The following is a 20,967-nucleotide window of genomic DNA, read 5'->3' on the forward strand; positions in this document are numbered from 1 at the left end:
GTCGCCAGCATGCCACTGGGCGGTCTGCGCGAGCCAGGGGATTGCGGTGACGGAGCGTGCCGTTCAGTCGCGGAACGCGGCGGCGTGTTCGGCGGCCCAGGCGGCGAACGTGCGGGCCGGGCGGCCGGTCAGTTTCTCGGTCCCGCCGGTCACCTCGGCCGGTGAACCGTCCGTGGCGGCCCAGAGGGCGAGCAGGCCCTCGGCCAGTTCGTCGGAGACGTACGGGGCCACGGACGACTTCCAGGCGGTCCGGCTCACGGCGTCGACCTTGATCGGCCGCCCCGACGCCGCCGCCAGCAGGCCGACCTGTTCGGCGGCGGTGAGCGATCGGGGGCCGGTCAGGTGGTACGCCGAGCCTTGCAGCCGGGGCTCCGTGAGGACGGCGAGGGCGGCCTCGGCGAGGTCCCTCTCGTGGATCGGGCTGGTGTGGCTGTGCGGGTAGGGGAGGCCGACCGCGCCGTGGGCGCGCACCGCCCCGGCCCACTGGTACGCGTTGGCCGCGAAGGCGCCCGGGCGCAGGAGGGTCGAGGTGACGGGCGAGCCGGCGAGCGCCTGTTCCACCGCGTGGTGGGAGCGGGCGACCGGATCCGCGTGCGGGTCCGGGCCGAGGACCGCACTGGAGGAGAGCAGCACGATGTGGGCGACCCCGGCGGCCTCCGCCTGTGCCAGGAACGCGTCGATCCCGGCCGCTTCGGCGTACAGGAAGACGGAGTCGACGCCGTCCAGGGCGGCGGCGAAGGTGGTGGGGTCGGCCAGGTCGCAGGCCACCGCCGGTACGCCGGCCGGAGGGGTGAGCCGTGCGGGGGTACGGGAGGCGGCCCGCACGCCGTGGCCGCCCCGGTGCAGCAGCCGGACGAGTGCGGATCCGACGCGGCCGCGGCTGCCGGTGACGAGGGTGAGCATGGCGGCGGGACTCCTTCGATCTTCATGCGTGACACATAATCTGCGCAACGCAGATAAATATCCCCGAGGAGGGCCCGGTCGTCAATCGTTCCGGGGCGGCGGCCCCGCGGTCCGGCCTCGCCGGGGGTCAGCGCGCCGCGAACGCCGCCGGCGGCGCGCCGACCGTGGCCGTGAAGTCCCTGACCAGGTGAGCCTGGTCGCTGTAGCCGAGACCTGCGGCGAGTGCGGCCCAGTCCACTTCGGGGTCGGTCTCGGCGCGTTCCAGGGCCTCGTGGATGCGGTAGCGCAGGATCACCCACTTGGGTCCGACGCCCACATGGGTGGCGAAGAGCCGCTGCAGCGAGCGTGCGGACAGCCCTTCGGCGCGGGCGAGTTCGCCGACGCGGCGGATCGTGCGGTCGGTGCGGACGCGCTCGACCAGGGCTGTCGCACGCTCGGCCTGCGGGTCCGGCTCCGGGGCGAGCGCCAGCAGGTACGCGTCCAGTGCCGCGACCCGGGCGTCCTCCTCGGCCGGGTCGAGCACGGCCGGTACCGGGGAGGGTGCGGCGAGGACCTCGTCGGCCATGAGCCGCCGGCCGGACCAGTGGGACACCGGGTGGGCCGGTGCGAACGGCCGGAAACCGCCCGGCCGGAACTTCACCCCGCAGACCCGTCCGCGGCCCTCCAGCGTCTGGCTGAAGAGCCCGAGACCGACGCCCGCCACCTCCGCGAAAGCGGGCTCACCGGTGCTCCCGTGGTGCTGGAAGACCAGGTTCACCGAGGGGTGCGGCACCACGTACGAGGTGTACGGCTGCGGCAGGTCCCAGTCGATCAGCCAGTAGAACGCCAGATACGGCCGCAGCGCGGGAGCGGGTTCGCGCCGACGGAAGTGCACATGGGAGAAGAGTTCGCGGGCGTCGACGATGCCCCGGTTGTCGCGTCGAGGGCCTGACATGGCGGCGATCCTATGGCGCACGATCGTTCGATGCGTCCGTGTCGCGTTTCTTCAAGACGCCTGGGGTGGCCGGCGGCACGGTTGAACCATGAAGAAGATCAGTGAATTGCTGGACGCGGCCGCCGCGCGGGCGATTCCCGTGGTGCACGGGATCCATGACGGCCAGTTGGGTGACCCCACGCCGTGCACGGAGTACGACGTGCGGGCCCTGGTCGACCACCTCTTCCAGGTGGTCGTCAACTTCCAGGCCCTGGCGGCCAGGCAGGAGCCGGACTTCGGTCCGGCGCCGACGGCGGTCACCGGTGACTGGCGCGGCCGCTTCGGCGAGGAGACGGCGAAGCTGGTGGCGGCGTGGGACGCGCCGGGTGCGGACGAGGGGACCGCGGGCTCCATGGGCTTTCCGGCCAGGACCGTCGCTCGGATGGTGCTGGGCGATCTGACCCTGCACGCTTGGGACCTGGCGCGCGCCACCGGTCAGGTGTTCGTCCCGGACGGGGACGTGGTGGACGAACTCGGCCCGGGGGTGGCCGAGATGGCTCCGACCGCGCGGAAGGCGAAGGTGTACGGCGAGCCCTTCCCCGTACCCGACGGTGCTAGCCCCTTCGAACAGATGCTGGGGACGACTGGCCGTGACCCGGGCTGGCAGCCGCCCCCCGCGTGACGCCGGCGGCGCCGCCGGTGGTGGCTGCGGTCGCCGCCGTCACCGCGTCTTCCGTGGCCGGATCCGGTGCCCCCGGGATGCCGTAGAACCGGCCGAGCGCCGCGTAGGCCCCGTCGACGATCTCCTCCGCGGCCAGGACCGTCCCGCACCCGGCGAGACGGGCCGCCTGGTGGGTGTACGGGGACGGCGGCGCCGGGCTCCGGCGCCGCCGCCAACGCCCGCAGCCCGCATGGATCACGCCGGTCAGGACCAGCGCGGGGACGGAAAGAGCGAGCAGGGTCTCACCCACGGCAGGCCTCCTCGGCGTCGATGCCTCGCACATCGGCTATGTGGGCTACATCGGCACGTCCAGCAGGTCGGCTGAAGATCGTTCTTCGGCCAATGAATGGCCGGATAAAGACGGTTGGGAGCCTATTCGTCCAGCGTCCAAAGCTGAAGGGTGCCCTCGTCCTCGGACACCGTGTACCAGGTGCCGTCGCCGAGCGCGGTGGGTGTGCCGGAGACCGGGAAGGGGTACTCGATCCGCGCCGTGGGCCGCATGTCCTTCGCCCTCAGCAGCCAGTGCCGGACCGGACCGCACTCCTCCTCCTGATCCGTACTGGTGATGGCCCTCGCGTCGTCCACGAAACCGCACTCGTAGTCCCACATCACCTCGTCGGCGTCGTGGTCGTCCGGATCCGCTTCGGGATGACGGGGCACGGTCCCCTCCGCCGACAGCTCGGCCACCACCTCACCGTCCACGACCCGGTGCAGGGCGAGCGAGTCGAGATCGTGAGAGACCGTCAGGAAGTGCTCACCGGTGGGGCTCACCGAGGTCAGGATCCGCTCCTGCTCGCCGAACTGAGCGACGGAGAGTTCCTTCCCGTCCCACCGTCCCCACAGCAGCGGCGCCCCGTCCTGCCCCTCGCCGACACTCAGTCCCATCTGCGCCGGATCGGGGTGCGGTACGTGCTCCGAGCCCGCCGCCACGGTCTCCGTGTCCACCCGGCCCAGCACCCGGCCGTCGGCGGCGTCGATGACCAGCCACTCGTCGAGCGCCTCCGGATCCGGTCCGGCCGAGGCCACCGGACCGCGGACGTGGGCCCACACCAGCGACCCGTCCGCGGAGAACACCGCCGAGCCGCTGTCGGCGTACCGATGCGCCCTGCTGTCCGCGTACTCCTCGTACGACTCGTGCAGGACGCGGCAGTCGCCGGCCCAGCAGCCGTGCCGCACCTCCCAGCGCACCGTGCCCGATCGATCCACCGCGCGTACCGCGTGCACCCCGGCGAAGACCGCGAGCTCCCCGTCGGGCGCCACGGTGAACGTACCGAACCGGCGCGGCCAGGGCGCCGGGAAGCGGGTCTGCCGGCCGGCCCCCTCGTCCAGGCCGACGGCGACCGCCTCGGACTCGCCGCGCTGTATCAGCAGCCGCCGGTCCGGCCACCGCAGGACGGACGGGGCGTACGCGACGTCGCGCTCCCGGTCCAGGGGCGCGCTGAAGGTGGTGACAGGACGAGCCGGCACGGCATTGGTGATCATGGTTCCCCTCCCGAACGTGCAGCCTGTGGCGTGCACGAGAACAGGGGAGAACCGTAGAGCCCGTGAGTGACAACCGCGCTGCGGGGTGGGGGCCGCGACCGGCTCGGGCGGGGAACGCGCCCGGGCGGCGGACCGAAACCACGGGCAGAGTGGCCGTCGGGGCTCGTGAAGCCGGGGCGCGTCGGATCGCCCCACCGCCGCCGCCCGCATCAGGTCCCCGGCGGCCCGACGGCCTGCCGGACCACCGGGCGGGTACCCCGGCTCGAGGTCACATCATGGCTCAGGGCCACACCAGGCAGTACGCCTGATGGCCCGCGTCATGCAGCCGGTGCGAGAAGTCCTGCCACTCGTGCAGCAGTTGGTAGACGTTGAACGCGTCGCGTGGGCCGCCGCGGTCCGGGACCGTGGACCAGATGAAGGCAGCGGCACCGACCGATTCCTCGCCGACGCCGCGCAGCGGGTCGACCACCGTCATCGGGAGCTTGACCACCGCGTAGTCGGGGTGCAGGACGACCAGTTCGAGCGGCGGGACCTTGTGCAGCGGTATGCCCTGTATGCCGGTGAGGACCATCGCCGCCACCGTCTCCGGCTTGATCTTGGTGAACATGCCGCCCATGCCCAGTTCGTCGCCGCCGAGCTCCTCGGGGCGCATCGAGATGGGCACCCGGGCGGCAGTGGCCCCGTCGGGAGCGCCGAAATATTTGTAGGTCACCCCCACCCGGCCACCACTCCTGCTTCCGGCCCGCGCACTGCCGGCCTGTATGCCCTGACTGCGCTCAGCCTCACGCCGGTGCCGACCTCGCCGGGCAGGCTCGGGCCCCAGGTCGTCGGTCCCTTCGCCCACTCCGCCACCGCGATGCATATTTCATCCACCCGACTACTACTTAGGAGACACAGCCCCCGCCGCGCAACCCGATCATCGTGTCAGTGACCTCCCCCACGGGCGTGGTGTGAAACACCTGTCCGCAAGTCCGTCCGTGGCTCTGACACCATGGCTTGTGTGAGCTTTCCCTATGACGCCCCAGTTTCGCAGACGCTTTTCGACCGCGCGTCCCTCGTGACGCCCGGCGGCGTGAACTCTCCCGTACGTGCCTTCCGGGCCGTGGGCGGTACGCCCCGCTTCATGGTGTCCGGTACCGGTCCGTACCTTACCGACGCCGACGGCCGTGAGTACGTCGACCTCGTGTGCTCGTGGGGGCCGATGATCCTCGGCCATTCCCACCCGGAGGTCATTGCCGCAGTTCAGGAGAGTGTCGCCCGCGGCACCTCGTTCGGTACGCCCGGTGAGGGCGAGGTCGCGCTCGCCGAGGAGATCGTGGCCCGGATCGAGCCCGTGGAGCAGGTACGGCTGGTGTCGTCCGGCACCGAGGCCACCATGTCCGCGATCCGGCTGGCCCGCGGATTCACCGGCCGGGCGAAGGTAGTGAAGTTCGCCGGCTGCTACCACGGGCACGTCGACGCGCTGCTCGCCGCCGCCGGGTCAGGGGTCGCGACCTTCGGGCTTCCGGACACCCCCGGGGTCACCGGGGCGCAGGCCGGCGACACGATCGTGCTGCCGTACAACGACCTGGACGCCGTGCGCGCCGCGTTCGCCGCGCACCCGGGCGAGATCGCCTGCGTGATCACCGAGGCGTCGCCGGGCAACATGGGCGTCGTGCCGCCGCTCGACGGTTTCAACGCCGGACTCAAGGCGCTCTGTGCCGAGGGCGGCGCGCTGTACATCTCCGACGAGGTCATGACCGGATTCCGCACCTCGAAGGCCGGCTGGTTCGGCATCGACGGCGTGCGACCCGACCTGATGACCTTCGGCAAGGTCATGGGCGGCGGCTTCCCGGCCGCGGCCTTCGGCGGGCGCGCCGACGTGATGGCGTACCTCGCCCCGGTCGGCCCCGTCTACCAGGCGGGCACCCTCTCCGGGAATCCGGTCGCCACCGCCGCCGGCCTGGCCCAGCTGCGGCTGCTCGACGACGCGGCGTACGCGAAGGTCGACGCGGTCTCCGCGGAGATCCGGTCCCTGGTGAGCGAGGCGTTCACCAAGGAGGGAGTCGCGCACACGGTGTCCGCGGCGAGCAACATGTTCTCCGTGTTCTTCACGGACCAGCCGGTGCGGAACTACGAGGACGCCAAGAAGCAGGAAGCTTTCCGCTTCACGGCCTTCTTCCACTCGATGCTGTCGCAGGGCGTGTACCTGCCGCCGTCCGCGTTCGAGTCCTGGTTCGTCTCCACCGCCCACGACACGCAGGCCGTCGAGCGGATCGCCGCCGCCCTGCCCGCAGCCGCCCGCGCCGCCTCGGAGGCCACCGCATGAGCGAGACCAGCAGTGCCGGCAGCGCCCGCAAGGACATCACCGTGGTGCACCTGATGCGCCACGGCGAGGTGCACAACCCGGACGGAGTCCTCTACGGCCGCCGTCCCGGCTACCACCTCTCCGAGCTCGGCCGGCAGATGGCCGACCGGGTGGCCGAGCACCTGGAGAAGCGCGACATCACCCATGTCGTCGCCTCCCCCCTGGAGCGTGCCCAGGAGACGGCGACGCCGATCGCCAAGTCGCACGGCATCGACCTCGCCACGGACGAGCGCCTGATCGAGGCCGCGAACGTCTTCGAGGGCAAGACGTTCGGTGTCGGTGACGGCGCGCTGCGCAAGCCGGACAACTGGAAGCACCTCACCAACCCGTTCCGCCCGTCCTGGGGCGAGCCGTACGTCGAGCAGGTCGTGCGGATGATGGGGGCCCTGGACGCCGCGCGTGACGCGGCCCGCGGGCACGAGGCGGTCTGCGTCAGCCATCAGCTGCCGATCTGGATCGTCCGGAGCTTCGTCGAGCGCCGGCGGCTCTGGCACGACCCGCGCAAGCGGCAGTGCACCCTCGCCTCGCTGACCAGCTTCACGTACCAGGGCGACAAGATCGTCTCGGTCGGCTACACCGAGCCGGCCCGTGATCTGGTCCCCGCGCACCTGCTGGCCGGGGCCAAGCCGGTGAAGGGGAAGTCCAAGGCGTTCGGCGCCTAGGGCCGGTTTCGAAAGTCCCGCCTGCTCGGCGACGTCTCGCACGCACGCTCGCCGCGTTGTCGGGATCACCCCGATACATCCAGTATCGGGGCGACCCTCCGACTTGCGATCGCACGCACCAGACGCCGCCGAGCCCGCCCTCCGGGCGGACGGCGCTACTTTCGAAACACGCCCTAGGGCCGGTCGTCCGGATCATGCCGGGCCCGCGTGCCCGACCCGATCCGGCCCGGTCCGGACGGAGAACCCCGGACGGACAGGCCGGATGCACCGTGGGCCCCAGCCGAAACATCGGCTGGTGGGGCCCACGGTGCATCCGGGAAGGAATTGGTCGAAATCGAGGACGGGGCCGGTTCGGGATCAGGGTCGGGATCAGGTCACGTAAATATTCTTCTGCAAACCAGCGGAACCGTCGTGTTGTTTCGCCCATCTAAGTCGTTGCCAGTTTGTATGGACTTGGGCCAAAACGAACGCAGATGGGGACGCCATGCGCGACATCAGCCGAAGGAGTCTGCTCGGAGCCGGCCTGGGGACCGTGGCCGCCGTCGGGGTGGCGGGCTGCAACTCCTCCGGCGCCTCCCGGGCGGGCCGGCCAGGCCCCGGCCCCGGCAGTGGGACGACGGGGAGCGACGGGAAGGGCGAGGGGCGCGGTCGCGGCAGGAAGGACGTCCGGGAGATCGGCGACGGTTCCACCGCGGACACGGGGAAACAGCCGAACCAGCCCCCCGCGCCGGTCCCGCTCGAACCGGGGCAGACCCCGCCGCAGTTCGTCATCTTTTCCTGGGACGGTGCGGGTGAGGTCGGCAACGGGCTCTTTTCGCGTTTCCTCGGGCTGGCCAGGGATCACGACGCGGCGATGACCTTCTTCCTCTCCGGGCTCTATCTGCTGCCCGAGTCGAAGAAGACGCTGTACCGGCCGCCCAACAACGGCATCGGCGCCTCCGACATCGGATATCTCGCCGACGATCACATCAAGCAGACGCTGGAGAACGTCCGGCAGGCCTGGTTCGACGGCCATGAGATCGGCACGCATTTCAACGGGCATTTCTGCACCGGTTCCGGATCGGTCGCCGGCTGGACGCCCGATCAGTGGCGGAGCGAAATCGACCAGGCGGTCTCCTTCGTCACCGAATGGCGCACCAACTCCGGCTGGACCGATCTCGACCCGCTGCCTTTCGACTACCGGAAGGAACTCGTCGGCAGCCGCACACCCTGTCTCCTCGGCCAGGACAACCTGCTGCCCACCGCGCGCGATCTGGGCTGGCGCTACGACGCGAGCTCACCCGGCGGGACCCAGATCTGGCCCACGAAGCGCGAGGACGTCTGGGACCTTCCGCTGCAGGGCATCCCGTTTCCCGGGCACACCTTCGAAGTGCTCTCGATGGACTACAACATCCTCGCCAACCAGTCGCAGAACTCCACCCGCGGAATGCCGTCGCGCTATCCCGAATGGCGTCGGCAGGCCGTCCAGTCGTATCTCGCGGGTTTCGACCGCGCGTACGAGTCGAATCGCGCCCCCTTCTTCATCGGCAACCACTTCGAGGAGTGGAACGGCGGCATCTACATGGATGCGGTCGAGGAGACCCTCAAAAGGATCGCGGGGAAGCCGGATGTACGGCTCGTCTCCTTCAGGCAGTTCGTCGACTGGCTGGATGCCCAGGATCCGGCCGTGCTCGCGAAGCTCCGTACGCTGGAGGTCGGCGAGTCGCCCGACGGAGGCTGGAACACCTTCTTTAATCAGGCCTGACAACGGGCTTTACGGGCACCGAGGGGGGTGCGCAAGATCCTCGAAACGGTCATGCGAAACTTTTCACATGAGCTTTGGCCGCGCACCCCGACGCCGCTTCACCCTGCTCGCCGCTCCCGCAGCGGCTGCCGCGCTGGCGCTGACGCTGACCGCCTGCGGTGGTGATGACGTCAAGAGTGGTGGCGGCGGCAACTCGCACTTCGTCACCGGTGACGGCGGGACCTCGACCGTCGCCGAGGCAGACCGCGTGGTCGCTCCGAAGCTCGACGGGACCTCGGTGGACGGCAAGCCGCTCGACGTCGCCGACTACCGGGGCAAGGTCGTGGTGCTGAACGTGTGGGGATCCTGGTGCGGGCCCTGCCGGGCGGAGGCCAAGCACTTCGCGAAGGTGGCCAAGGAGACCGACGGCCGGCAGGTCCAGTTCGTCGGGATCAACACCCGGGACGCCCAGAGGGGTCCGGCGGTGAACTTCGAGAAGGACAACGGCATTCCCTACCCGAGCCTCTTCGACCCGATCGGGAAGCTCATCCTGCGTTTCCCCAAGGGGACGCTGAACCCGCAGCTCATCCCGTCGACCGTGGTCCTGGACCGGGACGGGAAGATCGCCGCGCGCAAACTGGGGGCGCTCGACGACGTCGCGCTGCACAAGCTGATCGACCCGCTGATCGCGGAGAAGTGATCAGGTGCTCACCCTCGCCGCCGTAACCGGCCAGAACGACACGGTCATGACCGGGGCCCTGCTGGTGGCCCTGCCCGTCGCCGTACTCGGCGGACTCGTCTCGTTCTTCTCGCCGTGCGTGCTGCCCCTGGTGCCCGGTTACCTCTCGTACGTCACCGGCGTCAGCGGCACCGACCTGGCTCAGGCCAGACGGGGTCGGATGGTCGTCGGCGCCTCGCTCTTCGTGCTCGGGTTCTCCGCCGTGTTCGTCTCCGGCGGCGCGCTCTTCGGCTTCTTCGGCCAGCGGCTGCAGGACCACAGCCAGCTGATCTCCAAGGTCCTCGGCGTCCTGATGATCCTGATGGGCGTCTTCTTCATGGGCCTGATGCCCTGGATGACCCAGCGCGAATTCCGTATCCACAAGAGGCCGGTGACCGGGCTCGCCGGAGCGCCGCTGCTCGGGGCGCTGTTCGGGGTCGGCTGGACGCCCTGTCTCGGCCCGACGCTCTCCTCGGTGCAGATCCTCGCCATCGACCAGGGGACGGCGGGGCGCGGGGCCGTGCTGACGCTGGCGTACTGTCTGGGACTCGGCCTGCCTTTCGTGCTCGCCGCAGTCGCCTTCCGCAGGGCGCTCGGCGCCTTCGGGTGGGTCAAGCGCCACTACGCATGGGTCATGCGGATCGGCGGCGCAATGATGATCGTGACCGGACTGCTTCTGCTGACCGGTGCGTGGGCCAGCATGATGCAGGAACTGCAGGGCTGGTCCGACGGCTTCACGGTGGGGATCTGATTTTCGATGAGCAACACCAAGACCAATGCCGCCGACGAGCGCGAGCGCGCGAACCAGCGGGAGCGGGAGAATGCGGCCGAGCTCGGCGCGGCCGGCTCGCAGCTCTCCACCGCGCCGCTCGAGGAGTCCCTGGCCACGCTGCCCGCCATGGGCGTCATCGGCTGGGCCCGCTGGTTCTGGCGCCAGCTCACCTCGATGCGGGTCGCGCTGATCCTGCTCTTCCTGCTCTCGCTCGGCGCCATCCCCGGCTCGCTGATCCCGCAGAACAGCGTGGACGAGCTGAAGGTGCAGACCTTCAAGGACGCCCACACCACGGTCACGCCGATCTACGAGAAGCTCCAGTTCTTCGACGTCTACAGCTCGGTCTGGTTCTCCGCGATCTACATCCTGCTGTTCATCTCCCTCATCGGGTGCATCGTGCCGCGCACCGGCCAGTTCATCGGCCAGCTGCGCAGCCGCCCGCCGGGCGCCCCCAAGCGTCTGACGCGGCTGCCCGTGTACACGACGTGGCGTACCGAGGCCGAGCCGGAGCAGGTCCGCGAGGCCGCGCTGGCGATGATGCGCAAGCGGCGCTACCGGGCACACACCGCCGGTGATGCCGTCGCCGCGGAGAAGGGGTATCTGCGCGAGGCCGGGAACCTGGTGTTCCACATCGCGCTGATCGTCATGCTGGTGGCCTTCGCCACCGGGCAGCTCTTCAAGTCCGAGGGCGGCAAGCTGATCGTCGACGGCGACGGCTTCTCCAACACGCTGACCCAGTACGACGACTTCAAGTCGGGTTCGCTGTTCGACACCGACTCGCTCGTCCCGTTCAGCTTCACCCTCGACAAGTTCGTCGGCACGTACGAGCGCAGCGGCCCGCAGATCGGCACGCCCCGTAAGTACGAGGCTCACGTCACCTACTCCGAGGGTGCGTACGGCAAGCCGAAGAAGACGGTCATCAAGGTCAACGAGCCGCTGGTGGTCGACGGCTCCAAGGTCTATCTGATCGGGCACGGCTACGCCCCGGTCGTCTCCGTCAAGGACGGCAAGGGCAAGGAGGTCTACCGGTCGGCCGTACCGCTGCTGCCGATCGACTCCAACGTCACCTCGACCGGCGCGATCAAGGTGATGGACGGCTACAAGGACAGGAGCGGCAAGCGGGACCAGCTGGGCTTCCAGGCGTTCTTCGTGCCGACCTTCGCCGGCAGCGGCAAGGGGACGATGTTCTCGCAGTTCCCGGCCGCGGACTTCCCGGTGCTCGCGCTCAACGGGTTCCACGGCAGTCTCGGCGTCGACTCCGGCCTGCCGCAGAACGTGTACCAGCTGAACACCTCGAAGATGAAGGCGTTCAAGGACAGCAAGGGCGGCCAGCTCAAGCAGCGGCTGCTGCCCGGCGAGACGATGAAGCTGCCCGACGGCGCCGGGTCGATCACCTTCGTGGGCGTCGAGCAGTGGGCCAGCTTCCAGATCTCGCACCAGCCCGCCGGCGGCTGGGCGCTCACCGGTGCGATCGGCGCGATCGCCGGTCTGGCCGGGTCGCTGTTCATCCAGCGGCGCCGGGTATGGGTCCGGGCCGTACGGGGAGCCGACGGCGTCACCGTCGTGGAGATGGCGGGTCTGGGCCGCAGCGAGTCCGCGAAGCTTCCCGAGGAGCTGGCCGATCTCGCGGTCACGCTCAACGGCCTGGCGCCCATGGCGCCGGACACGCCCGGGGAACCGGGGCCGGCCGAAGAACCAGTCGTGGCCGCGGCGCCCACAGCGCCGGACGGCGCATCCGCCGAAGCACTTTCCGAAGAACCTGCCGAAGGGGCTGAGAAGTGAATCTCGCCGCCGCAACCAACGAGAACCTGGCACACACCAGCAATGTGCTGGTCTATTCGTCGATGGCCGTCTACACCCTGGCCTTCTTCGCGCACATCGCGGAGTGGGTGTTCGGCAGCCGCAGCAAGGTCGGCCGCACCGCCGCCGCGCTGACCGGGGCCGATGCCCCGGCGAAGATCCAGGTCCAGGTCGCGCAGAAGGGCGGGGCCACCGCCGTACTGGACCGCCCGAAGATCATCACGCGTTCCGCGTCCGGTTCGCGGGACGTCCCGGACGGGCCCGGCGCGGCCGGCGGCACGTTCAAGGGCGATCTGTACGGGCGGATCGCGGTCTCCATGACCGTCCTGGCCTTCCTCGTCCAGACCGGCGGTGTCGTCGCCCGCGCGATGTCCGTGCAGCGTGCCCCCTGGGGCAACATGTACGAGTTCTCGGTCACCTTCTCCACGGTGGCCGTCGCCGCGTACCTGATCCTGATGGTGCTGAAGAAGAACGTCCGCTGGATGGGGCTGCTGCTGGTCACCACCGTCCTGCTGGACCTGGGTATCGCCACCACGGTGCTCTACACCTCCAGCGACCAGCTGGTGCCCGCGCTGCACTCGTACTGGCTGTGGATCCACGTCTCCACCGCCATCATCTGCGGTGCCGTCTTCTACATCGGCGCCGTCGGTACGCTCCTCTACCTGTTCCGTGACAGCTACGAGAACAAGCTGGCGAACGGTACCGAGCCGGGTTCCTTCGCCCACTCGGTGCTGTCCCGGCTGCCCGCCGCGGCGACCCTCGACAAGTTCTCGTACCGCGTCAACGCCGCCGTCTTCCCGCTCTGGACGTTCACGATCATCGCGGGCGCGATCTGGGCGGGCGACGCCTGGGGCCGCTACTGGGGCTGGGACCCCAAGGAGGTCTGGTCCTTCATCACCTGGGTCGCGTACGCCTGCTACCTGCACGCGCGCGCCACCGCCGGCTGGAAGGGCCGCAAGGCCGCCTACCTGGCGCTCATCGCGTTCGGCTGCTGGCTCTTCAACTACTACGGCGTGAACATCTTCGTCACCGGCAAGCACTCCTACGCGGGCGTCTGACCGCTTACGCGTACGGGTGCGGAACGCGTCCCACCGGGCCACGCTGGGACCATGACCGATGCGCACTCCGTGATCGAACGCGGCACCACCGAGACCCGCGGTGACGAGCACGTCCTGCGGTTCACGCTCCGGCTGCCCCACCCTGTTCCAAGGGTGTGGGCAGCCGTTGCCAGTTCCGAGGGGCTGGCGCGCTGGCTCGGCGCCGCCGACCCCTTCGAGCCGTACATCGGCGGCGCGGTCACCCTGCGTCTGGCCCCCGCCGGCCAGGAGACGGAAGTCAGGACCGTCTCCGGCACCGTCACCGCCTGGGACGTCGAGCGGGTCGCCGAGTACACCCTCGACAGCGGACGCGGCCGTACCCGCTTCCACCTGGAGCCGCCGCGCGGCGAGGACGTGGTGCTCCGCTTCACCAACGAGTTCCGTGGCGACGACGCGAGGCGGCTGGACCGCCTGACCGATTGGCACAGCCGCTTCGAGCGCCTGGCGGCCGCGCTGGACGGAGAGGCCGCCGCCGGACCGGACCGGCCACCGGCCGGGTGGCGGGAGCTGAGGGAGAGCTACGGGGCGGACGACGGCGGCAAGCAGTTCTGAGCCGGGGGCTTCCCCTCCGGCCGGGTGATCGCCACGAACCGCTGGGAGAGGTCCTCGGGCGCCGGCACCGACGTCCGCCGGCCGTCCGGTGTCGCTACGCGGTACCGATGTCCTCGTGCCACAGGCCGGGGTGGTCGCGGATGAACGTCCGCATCAGGGAGATGCACTCGGGGTCGTCGAGCAGCACGATCCGCACGCCGTTTTCGGCCAGCCAGTCATGTCCGCCGTGGAAGGTGGCGGCCTCCCCGACGACCACCCGTGAGATGCCGAACTGGCGGACCAGGCCGCTGCAGTACCAGCAGGGGGAGAGCGTGGTGACCATGGTCGTACCGCGGTACGAACGCTGCCGGCCGGCCGCGCGGAAGGCGGCGGTCTCCGCGTGCATGGACGGATCGTCGTCCTGGACGCGACGGTTGCGGCCGCGGCCGAGAAGGGTGCCGTCCGCTCCGTAGAGGGCGGCGCCGATCGGGATGCCGCCCTCGGCGAGGCCGGCCCGGGCCTCCGCGAGGGCGGTGGCGAGCATGGTCTCGTCCCTCATGTGCGTGCTCCCCTGATGGCCGTTGCGCGGAGGTGACCCCCGTGGACACCGCGGGGATCCGGTTCGGCCGGCCGGGCCCGGGGCCCCGGTCGCACCGGAGGCCCGGCCCGATTGTCCCTCCCGCGGCCGTCGTGCGGGGGAGCCCCGCCGAGCTCGTCGCCGGGCGGTGCGCCGCACCGCAGCCGCCGCCCGGACGGCCGGGACGGCGGCTGCGGTGCGAATACGCTCCGCGTCACTGGGCGGGCGGCGCGGACCCCTCCGGGCCGGTTCCGCTATCCCGGCGCCTGAGCTCCTCCTCGCGGCGGCGCAGATCCGCCTCCCAGTCCTTGAGGAGCGACTCGTCCTTCTTGTTCTCTTCCTTCAGCGCCTTCAGGAACTCCGGGTTGTCGTCCGGTGCCACCCACTCGTGACGGTGATTGCGGTGCCACTCGGACGGCGTGCGGCCACCGGCGGGCACCTGGCGAAGCTTCCCCGCGCCCAGCCACACGAGCGGGCCCACGATCCAGAACAGCAGGATGATGAAGACCCAGGCGATCTTCGGCAGGTGCTTCGCCTCGTCCTCCGGGGTGTTCAGGCAGTCGATGAACGCGTAGATCGTCAGTGCCAGAGGCAGGAGATAGATCAAGACCCGGAACATGGTGAAGGGTCCCCCCGCGAAGAGATGACGGGGCGCTGTCCCGCCCCGGTGACGGGGCCAGGGTAGCCCGTGGCCGATACTGGACCGCATGGCTTACGACGATCTTCGCTCCCTGCTCCGGGCACTGGAGCGCGAGGGCGAGCTCAAGCGCATCAAGGCCGAGGTCGACCCCTACCTGGAGGTCGGCGAGATCGTCGACCGGGTGAACAAGGCGGGCGGGCCCGCGCTGCTCTTCGAGAACGTCAAGGGCTCGTCGATGCCCCTGGCCATGAACGTCTTCGGGACCGACCGACGGCTGCTGAAGGCGCTCGGGCTGAAGTCCTACGCGGAGATCAGCGACAAGATCGGCGGCCTGCTGAAGCCGGAGCTGCCGCACGGCTTCGTCGGGGTGCGCGAGGCGTTCGGCAAGCTCGGTTCGATGATCCACGTACCGCCGAAGAAGGTGAAGTCCGAGAGCGCCCCGGTGCAGGAGGTCGTCCTCACCGGCGACGACGTGGACCTGGACCGGCTGCCCGCGCTCTTCACCTGGCCCGAGGACGGCGGCTCCTTCTTCAACCTGGGGCTCACCCACACCAAGCACCCGGAGACCGGCGTACGGAACCTGGGGCTCTACCGGCTCCAGCGCCATGACCGGCGCACCATCGGGATGCACTGGCAGATCCACAAGGACAGCCGCAACCACTACCAGGTCGCCGCCAAGCGCGGGGAACGGTTGCCCGTCGCGATCGCCTTCGGGGCGCCGCCGGCGGTGACGTACGCCTCCACCGCCCCGCTGCCCGGGGACATCGACGAGTACCTCTTCGCCGGGTTCATCCAGGGCAAGCGGATCGAGATGGTCGACTGCAAGACCGTGCCGCTGCAGGTACCGGCGCAGGCGGAGGTCGTCATCGAGGGGTGGCTGGAGCCCGGGAAGATGCTTCCCGAGGGGCCGTTCGGCGACCACACCGGCTTCTACACACCGCAGGAACCGTTCCCCGCACTGACCATCGACTGCGTGACGATGCGGAAGCGTCCGCTGCTGCAGTCGATCGTGGTGGGCCGGCCGCCGACCGAGGACGGGCCGCTGGGGCGCGCCACCGAGCGGTTCTTCCTCCCGCTGCTCAAGATCATCGTGCCGGACATCGTGGACTACCACCTGCCGGAGGCGGGCGGTTTCCACAACTGTGCGATCGTCTCGATCGACAAGAAGTACCCCAAGCACGCCCAGAAGGTGATGAGTGCCATCTGGGGCGCGCACATGATGTCGCTGACCAAGCTGATCGTGGTCGTGGACTCCGACTGTGACGTCCACGATCTGCACGAGGTCGCCTGGCGGGCGCTCGGCAACACCGACTACGCCCGGGACCTCACCGTCAGCGAGGGCCCGGTCGATCACCTCGACCACGCTTCCTACCAGCAGTTCTGGGGCGGCAAGGCGGGCATCGACGCAACGAAGAAGTGGCCCGAGGAGGGCTACACCCGGGACGGGGGCTGGCCGGACATGGTCGAGTCCGACCCGGAGACGGCGGCGAAGGTCGACCGCCGGTGGAAGGAGTACGGGCTGTGACTGCGGCCGAAGCATCACTGGGCCCCGGGTCCGCGCGACCGACCGGCGGGGTCAAGCCGTTCCTGCGGCTCGTGATGATCGAGCACTCGGTCTTCGCGCTGCCGTTCGCCTACATCGCAGCGCTGACCGCGATGTTCCAGCTCGACCGGAACATCCACTGGGTCCGGCTGCTGCTCGTCACGATCGCCATGGTCGGGCTGCGCACGTTCGCGATGGCGGCGAACCGGATCATCGACCGCGAGATCGATGCCCGCAACCCGCGCACCGAGGGCCGCGAGCTGGTCACCGGCGCCGTGTCGGTGAAGTCGGCGTGGACCGGTGCGCTCGTCGCCGTCGTCGTCTTCCTCGGCGCCGCGGCCCTGCTCAACCCGCTCTGCCTGGCGCTCGCGCCGGTCGCCGTCGTGCCGATGGTCGTCTACCCGTACGGCAAGCGGTTCACGAACTATCCGCACGCCATACTCGGCATCGCCCAGGCCATGGGTCCGGTCGGAGCCTGGCTCGCGGTCACCGGCAGCTGGTCGTGGGACGCGGTGATCCTCGGCCTCGCGGTCGGTGTCTGGATCGGCGGCTTCGACCTGATCTTCGCCTGCCAGGACGTCCAGGCGGACCGCGCCCACGGCGTGCTCTCGTTCCCGGCGCGCTTCGGGATCCCGGCCGCGCTGTGGGGGGCCCGGGTCTGTCACGTGGTGACGACCGGGCTGCTGGTCTGGTTCGGTCTGGCGACGCACGCCGAGCTCTTCTACTGGATCGGCATGGTGATCGTCGCCGTGGCGTTCGTCTACGAGCACCGAGTGGTGCGGCCGCACGACCTGTCCCGGCTGAACCGGGCGTTCTTCTCCGTCAACGGGTTCATCGGGATCGCCCTGTTCGCGTGCGCCCTGCTGGATCTGCTGATGCGCGGGCTGACGGTCTGAGCCCTCGGGCCGTTCTTCGCGGCTCCCGCCCTTCCCCGCGCCCCTGTCCTGATCACGCCCCGCCCCGTGCGGGTCAACGGGACAGGGGCGGCCGGGAGGCCGCCTCCCGGCCGGTCGAACGTCGGGTCAGTCGAACGTCGAGCCGAGCTGCGCCTGCTTCGCGACCGTGCCGAGCGTGCCCGCGCCGAAGGTGAACGAGCCGGCCGGTGTCACCCCGGAGGCGGTGGACCTGAACACCCACACGGAGCCGGCGCCGGCGTTCTCGCCGGGCGCGCCGACGATCAGCTCGGCGCGGCCGTCACCGTCGGTGTCGGCCAGCGCGGTGGCCGCGCCGAAACGGTCGCCGGTCTCCGCGACGCCGGGGACCCCCGAGGTGTTCTGCGAGTAGCTCTTGGCACCCGCGCCGGTGAGGCCGGAGGCCGTGCCGCGCAGGGTGACCACCGAGCCCGCCTGGTTCCTGCCGTCGAAGTCCTCCTCCGGAACGCCGACCGACACGTCCGCGTAGCCGTCGCCGTCGACGTCGGCGACCTGGACGGATTCGCCGAACCTGTCCCTGTCCTCGGCGACACCCGGGATACCCGCGCTGTCCTGGTTGAAAGCCTTCGCCCGGGTACCGACCGGGCCCGAACGGCTGCCCGGCACGTAGGTGATCATGCCGCCGAGCGATGTCGGGATGTCCAGGTCGCTGTCGTAGCCGTCGACCGCCCGCCCCACGACGACGTCGTCGATGCCGTCCTTGTTCACATCGCCGACGGCGATGCTCTCACCGGCCTCCAGCCAGTTGCCGTCGGCACGCCTGACCGCCTTGGGTGCGCTCAGTCCCGCGCCGGTGCCCGACCAGTACAGGATGTGCCGCCAGTCGAACTCGTCGAGGGAGTTGACCACCGCGACGAGGTCGGTCACCCCGTCGCCGTCGACGTCGCCGGTGGCGACGTCCAGGAGCCGCATGTCGTCCGTGTCGGCGATCCGGGTCGTGCCCCGTGAGCCGCCGTCGCGGTCGAACGGCCCGGACAGCACGCGCAGATCCAGGTACTCCTCGACGCCGACGACGTCCAGGTCGCCGTCCCCGTCGAAGTCCCCGGCCCGGACCGTTCTCCCGAGGTCGTCGTAGGTCTCCTCGCCGACGGCCAGCGTCGTGGAACCGGACAGCCCACCGGCGCCGCCCCAGATCACCGCGAGCGAGCCGGCGCCGTTGACGGTCCCGACGTCCTCTCCGGAGGCGCCGACGACCAGATCCGCGTACCCGTCGCCGTCCAGGTCGCCGGTGGTGACCGAACTCCCGTAGGCGTCCCCGGCCTCGGCGACGCCCGGGATGCCGGCGCTGTCCTGGTGGAACACCTGCTTGGTCGAGGTCTTCAGACCCGTCGGCGAGCCGTACATCACGGCCACGTATCCGGCCTGTGCCTTGCCGCCGACGGTCGCCGAGGGCGCGGGGAACACCGCGTCGGCGTAACCGTCGCCGTTGAAGTCGCCGCGGAGTTCCGTGGCGGGGGTGGCGGGGCCGGTCGCGCCGTCCTGCGCGTGCGCGGCCACGGGGACGGTCACCGCGCTGCTCGCCGCGAGCGTGGTGGCGAGTCCGAGGACCCATCCCAGTGCACGTCTGTTCATGTCACTCCCGGTGCTCTGTGCTTGTGCGTAGGGGGCAGTGGGCGAACGCCGCGCCGAAGCGGGCCGTGACCGTGCCGGCCGTGCCGTCGCCGGGCGAGGAGGAGCGGGCGGGTGGGGGCGGAAGCCCCGGGACCGCAGCCAACAAGACAGGCGAGAACGGCAAACGGTTGTACACCGTCCCGTCACCTGCCGTACCACGGCTGCCGCCGTGCAGCCGGCCTCCAGGAGGCCGCGCGGACGGCGGAGAGGCCCCGACCCGCTGCGTGTTCGCGGTTCGACGGGTTTCGGTGGTGCGGCACCGGGAGGATGCCGAGCCGGAAGGAGCGGGGAGCCCTCAGGGCATGAGCGGGGCGGGCGTCCTGCCCCGGCGGCGGAACACGAACGCGGCCACCACGCCCGCGGCCAGCCCGAAGAGATGTCCCTGCCAGCTGACCTCGGTGTTGGCCGGCGAGATCCCCAGCAGGATCGACGACCCCCAGAGCGCTCCGACGACCAGCCCCGCACCGATGTCGAGGAATCTGCGGTCGACGAAGCCGCGCACCAGCAGATAACCGAAGAGACCGAAGACCAGTCCGGAGGCGCCCGCCGTGTTGGTGTGGGCCGGCGAGACCAGCCAGACGCCGAGGCCGTCGACCACGATGATCAGGGCGGCCACGGCCGCGAACCGGCGGATGCCGCCGAGCGCCGCCAGGAACCCGAAGACCAGCAGGGGCACGCTGTTGGACGCGACATGCCCGAAGCCGAAGTGGATGAAGGAGGCGGGTACGACGTCACGCAGTTCGCCGAGCCGCCGCGGCTCGATCCCGTACGCGTCCAGCGCGTGGCCGGTGGCCGCGTCGACGGCTTCGAGGACCCAGAGCAGTGCGACCCAGCCCAGCATCAGTTCGGCTGCGGCCTTCGCCCGGCCACCCGTGCTCCACGCCAGCACGCCCCCGTGCTCCGGTGTGTACCGATCCGGCGATGCGGTCATCGCGGCCCCCCTGCCGTCCTGTCCTGCCTCTGTTCCCGCCCCTGGAAACGCATGAGGCACCTTACCCAGTTCCGGTTTCGGAGAGCCGGATAGGCTCGGGTGTGTGGAATCCGGGACTTCAGTGAGCCAGCGTCAGCGGCAACCTTGGATTGTCGGGGTTTCCGGCGCTTCGGGCACACCATTCGCCGCCGCCGTGCTGCGCGGTCTGCTGGCTGCGGGCGAGAGCGTCGACCTGGTGGTGAGCCGGGCCTCTCGGCTGACGCTGCTGGACGAGACCGGGATCGCCTTCCGCGACGCGCACTGGCAGGAGGATCTGCGGAGCTGGCTGTCGCGCGGTGCCGACGGGAAGCCGCACACCTTCGAGGTGGGCGATGCGGAGCTCGACGCCGTGCGGCACTGGGCGGCCGGCGATCTCGCGGCCGGGCCGTCCTCGGGCTCGTACCCGGCGCGGGGGATGCTGATCGTGCCCGCGTCGACGGCCTGTGTGGCCGGAGTGGCGCTCGGTCTCTCGAAGGATCTGCTGCAGCGGGCCGCGAGCGTGACGCTCAAGGAGCGGCGGAAGCTGGTCGTCGCGGTGCGCGAGACTCCGCTGAACGGACAGACGCTGAAGCATCTGGTGGCCCTGGACGAGGCGGGCGCCGTGGTGCTGCCCGCCTCTCCGGCGTTCTATGCGGGCGCGACGCACATCCAGGATCTGGTGGATTTCGTCGCGGGGCGGGTGCTGGACGCGGCAGGGGTGCCGCACCGTTTGTACCGCCGGTGGGAGGGGGAGCTCGGTGGCTCCCGGAACTGAGGCCGCGGCAGGCGCGGCGCGGCTCAGCGCTTCTTCGGGGCGCGCGGGGTGCGGGTCCTGTCGACCCGGAGCGCGGCGGCGGGCTGATGGGCACGCGAGCGGTTGGCCAGGTCCTGCAGCTCGCGCATCCGGGCGTAGGCCATCTCGATCGTGTACACGGTGTTCTCACTCCTGAGGATTCGAAAGCGTTTCTTTGGATGTCCGAAAGATTTGCAGGGCGTGAGCCCTGCACGCCTTAGATTTTACACATAGACTCGCGATACTGCTGAAC

Annotated in this window: 22 protein-coding genes; 12 read left to right on the forward strand and 10 right to left on the reverse strand. The window is 70.3% G+C overall.

The window, feature by feature from the left end:
- Positions 1–63: 63 nt before the first annotated feature.
- Positions 64–903: an NAD(P)H-binding protein gene (locus tag ACFVXE_RS18250; protein ID WP_389672159.1), complete on the reverse strand. Its 840-nt coding sequence runs from the start codon at positions 901–903 to the stop codon at positions 64–66.
- A 127-nt stretch (positions 904–1,030) separates the two neighbouring features.
- The gene (locus ACFVXE_RS18255) at positions 1,031–1,837 is read right to left on the reverse strand and encodes a DUF6597 domain-containing transcriptional factor (RefSeq protein WP_389672160.1); all 807 of its coding nucleotides are present in this window, start codon (positions 1,835–1,837) and stop codon (positions 1,031–1,033) included.
- Between the two features lie 88 nt (positions 1,838–1,925).
- On the opposite strand from ACFVXE_RS18255, the gene ACFVXE_RS18260 reads away from it, so the two are divergent.
- Positions 1,926–2,498: a TIGR03086 family metal-binding protein gene (locus tag ACFVXE_RS18260; RefSeq protein ID WP_389672161.1), complete on the forward strand. Its 573-nt coding sequence runs from the start codon at positions 1,926–1,928 to the stop codon at positions 2,496–2,498.
- Here ACFVXE_RS18260 and ACFVXE_RS18265 read toward each other — a convergent pair.
- From ACFVXE_RS18265 to ACFVXE_RS18275, 3 genes are all read right to left on the reverse strand, one after another.
- Positions 2,431–2,787 (reverse strand): hypothetical protein, encoded by a 357-nt coding sequence (locus ACFVXE_RS18265; RefSeq protein ID WP_389672162.1) that lies wholly within the window; start codon positions 2,785–2,787, stop codon positions 2,431–2,433. The two genes, ACFVXE_RS18260 and ACFVXE_RS18265, sit on opposite strands and share 68 nt — an antisense overlap.
- Before the next feature lie 122 nt (positions 2,788–2,909).
- The gene (locus ACFVXE_RS18270; protein WP_389672163.1) at positions 2,910–4,019 is read right to left on the reverse strand and encodes a hypothetical protein; all 1,110 of its coding nucleotides are present in this window, start codon (positions 4,017–4,019) and stop codon (positions 2,910–2,912) included.
- Positions 4,020–4,299: 280 nt separating this feature from the next.
- On the reverse strand, positions 4,300–4,881 hold the full coding sequence (locus ACFVXE_RS18275; RefSeq protein WP_389672164.1) for a hypothetical protein: 582 nt from the start codon (positions 4,879–4,881) through the stop codon (positions 4,300–4,302).
- A gap of 129 nt (positions 4,882–5,010) precedes the next feature.
- On the opposite strand from ACFVXE_RS18275, the gene hemL reads away from it, so the two are divergent.
- From hemL to ACFVXE_RS18315, 8 genes are all read left to right on the forward strand, one after another.
- A complete protein-coding gene (hemL, locus tag ACFVXE_RS18280) occupies positions 5,011–6,327 on the forward strand; it encodes a glutamate-1-semialdehyde 2,1-aminomutase (RefSeq protein ID WP_389672165.1) in 1,317 nt (438 codons plus the stop codon).
- Positions 6,324–7,028, forward strand: a complete 705-nt coding sequence (locus ACFVXE_RS18285; RefSeq protein ID WP_389672166.1) for a histidine phosphatase family protein — start codon at positions 6,324–6,326, stop codon at positions 7,026–7,028. Before hemL ends, ACFVXE_RS18285 begins: the two co-directional genes overlap by 4 nt.
- Positions 7,029–7,512: 484 nt before the next feature.
- Positions 7,513–8,772: a hypothetical protein gene (locus ACFVXE_RS18290; RefSeq protein WP_389672167.1), complete on the forward strand. Its 1,260-nt coding sequence runs from the start codon at positions 7,513–7,515 to the stop codon at positions 8,770–8,772.
- A gap of 67 nt (positions 8,773–8,839) precedes the next feature.
- On the forward strand, positions 8,840–9,451 hold the full coding sequence (locus tag ACFVXE_RS18295; protein ID WP_389672168.1) for a TlpA family protein disulfide reductase: 612 nt from the start codon (positions 8,840–8,842) through the stop codon (positions 9,449–9,451).
- Between the two features lie 46 nt (positions 9,452–9,497).
- Entirely contained in the window at positions 9,498–10,220 is a 723-nt protein-coding gene (locus ACFVXE_RS18300; RefSeq protein ID WP_389672221.1) for a cytochrome c biogenesis CcdA family protein, read from the forward strand.
- 6 nt (positions 10,221–10,226) lie between these two features.
- Complete coding sequence (locus ACFVXE_RS18305) at positions 10,227–12,023, forward strand: cytochrome c biogenesis protein ResB (protein ID WP_389672169.1); 1,797 nt, start codon at positions 10,227–10,229, stop codon at positions 12,021–12,023.
- Positions 12,020–13,099 (forward strand): c-type cytochrome biogenesis protein CcsB, encoded by a 1,080-nt coding sequence (gene ccsB, locus ACFVXE_RS18310; protein WP_389672170.1) that lies wholly within the window; start codon positions 12,020–12,022, stop codon positions 13,097–13,099. The genes ACFVXE_RS18305 and ccsB overlap by 4 nt, the downstream gene beginning before the upstream one ends.
- Positions 13,100–13,150: 51 nt before the next feature.
- On the forward strand, positions 13,151–13,690 hold the full coding sequence (locus ACFVXE_RS18315) for an SRPBCC domain-containing protein (RefSeq protein WP_389672171.1): 540 nt from the start codon (positions 13,151–13,153) through the stop codon (positions 13,688–13,690).
- A 94-nt stretch (positions 13,691–13,784) separates the two neighbouring features.
- Here the strand turns inward: ACFVXE_RS18315 and ACFVXE_RS18320 are convergent, their stop codons facing one another.
- Together ACFVXE_RS18320 and ACFVXE_RS18325 are read right to left on the reverse strand one after the other, a co-directional pair.
- Positions 13,785–14,228, reverse strand: coding sequence for a nucleoside deaminase (locus tag ACFVXE_RS18320; protein WP_389672172.1), 444 nt, complete (start codon positions 14,226–14,228; stop codon positions 13,785–13,787).
- Positions 14,229–14,460: 232 nt separating this feature from the next.
- Positions 14,461–14,865: a PLD nuclease N-terminal domain-containing protein gene (locus ACFVXE_RS18325; protein ID WP_389672173.1), complete on the reverse strand. Its 405-nt coding sequence runs from the start codon at positions 14,863–14,865 to the stop codon at positions 14,461–14,463.
- An 88-nt stretch (positions 14,866–14,953) separates the two neighbouring features.
- Here ACFVXE_RS18325 and ACFVXE_RS18330 point away from each other — a divergent pair, with 88 nt between their 5' ends.
- Both ACFVXE_RS18330 and mqnP read left to right on the forward strand, forming a co-directional pair.
- Positions 14,954–16,411: a menaquinone biosynthesis decarboxylase gene (locus ACFVXE_RS18330; RefSeq protein WP_389672174.1), complete on the forward strand. Its 1,458-nt coding sequence runs from the start codon at positions 14,954–14,956 to the stop codon at positions 16,409–16,411.
- Complete coding sequence (mqnP, locus tag ACFVXE_RS18335; protein WP_389672175.1) at positions 16,408–17,325, forward strand: menaquinone biosynthesis prenyltransferase MqnP; 918 nt, start codon at positions 16,408–16,410, stop codon at positions 17,323–17,325. Before ACFVXE_RS18330 ends, mqnP begins: the two co-directional genes overlap by 4 nt.
- 126 nt (positions 17,326–17,451) lie before the next feature.
- Here mqnP and ACFVXE_RS18340 read toward each other — a convergent pair whose 3' ends face one another.
- Complete coding sequence (locus ACFVXE_RS18340) at positions 17,452–18,933, reverse strand: FG-GAP-like repeat-containing protein (RefSeq protein ID WP_389672176.1); 1,482 nt, start codon at positions 18,931–18,933, stop codon at positions 17,452–17,454.
- A 334-nt stretch (positions 18,934–19,267) separates the two neighbouring features.
- Entirely contained in the window at positions 19,268–19,903 is a 636-nt protein-coding gene (locus ACFVXE_RS18345; RefSeq protein WP_389672177.1) for a rhomboid family intramembrane serine protease, read from the reverse strand.
- 121 nt (positions 19,904–20,024) lie between these two features.
- Here ACFVXE_RS18345 and ACFVXE_RS18350 point away from each other — a divergent pair, with 121 nt between their 5' ends.
- Positions 20,025–20,696, forward strand: a complete 672-nt coding sequence (locus ACFVXE_RS18350) for a UbiX family flavin prenyltransferase (protein ID WP_389672178.1) — start codon at positions 20,025–20,027, stop codon at positions 20,694–20,696.
- 23 nt (positions 20,697–20,719) lie between these two features.
- Here the strand turns inward: ACFVXE_RS18350 and ACFVXE_RS18355 are convergent, their stop codons facing one another.
- On the reverse strand, positions 20,720–20,854 hold the full coding sequence (locus ACFVXE_RS18355) for a hypothetical protein (protein WP_389672179.1): 135 nt from the start codon (positions 20,852–20,854) through the stop codon (positions 20,720–20,722).
- Between the last annotated feature and the right edge of the window lie 113 nt (positions 20,855–20,967).

This window comes from Streptomyces sp. NPDC058231, from assembly GCF_042882275.1.
In the GTDB taxonomy this organism is placed as follows: Bacteria; Actinomycetota; Actinomycetes; order Streptomycetales; family Streptomycetaceae; genus Streptomyces.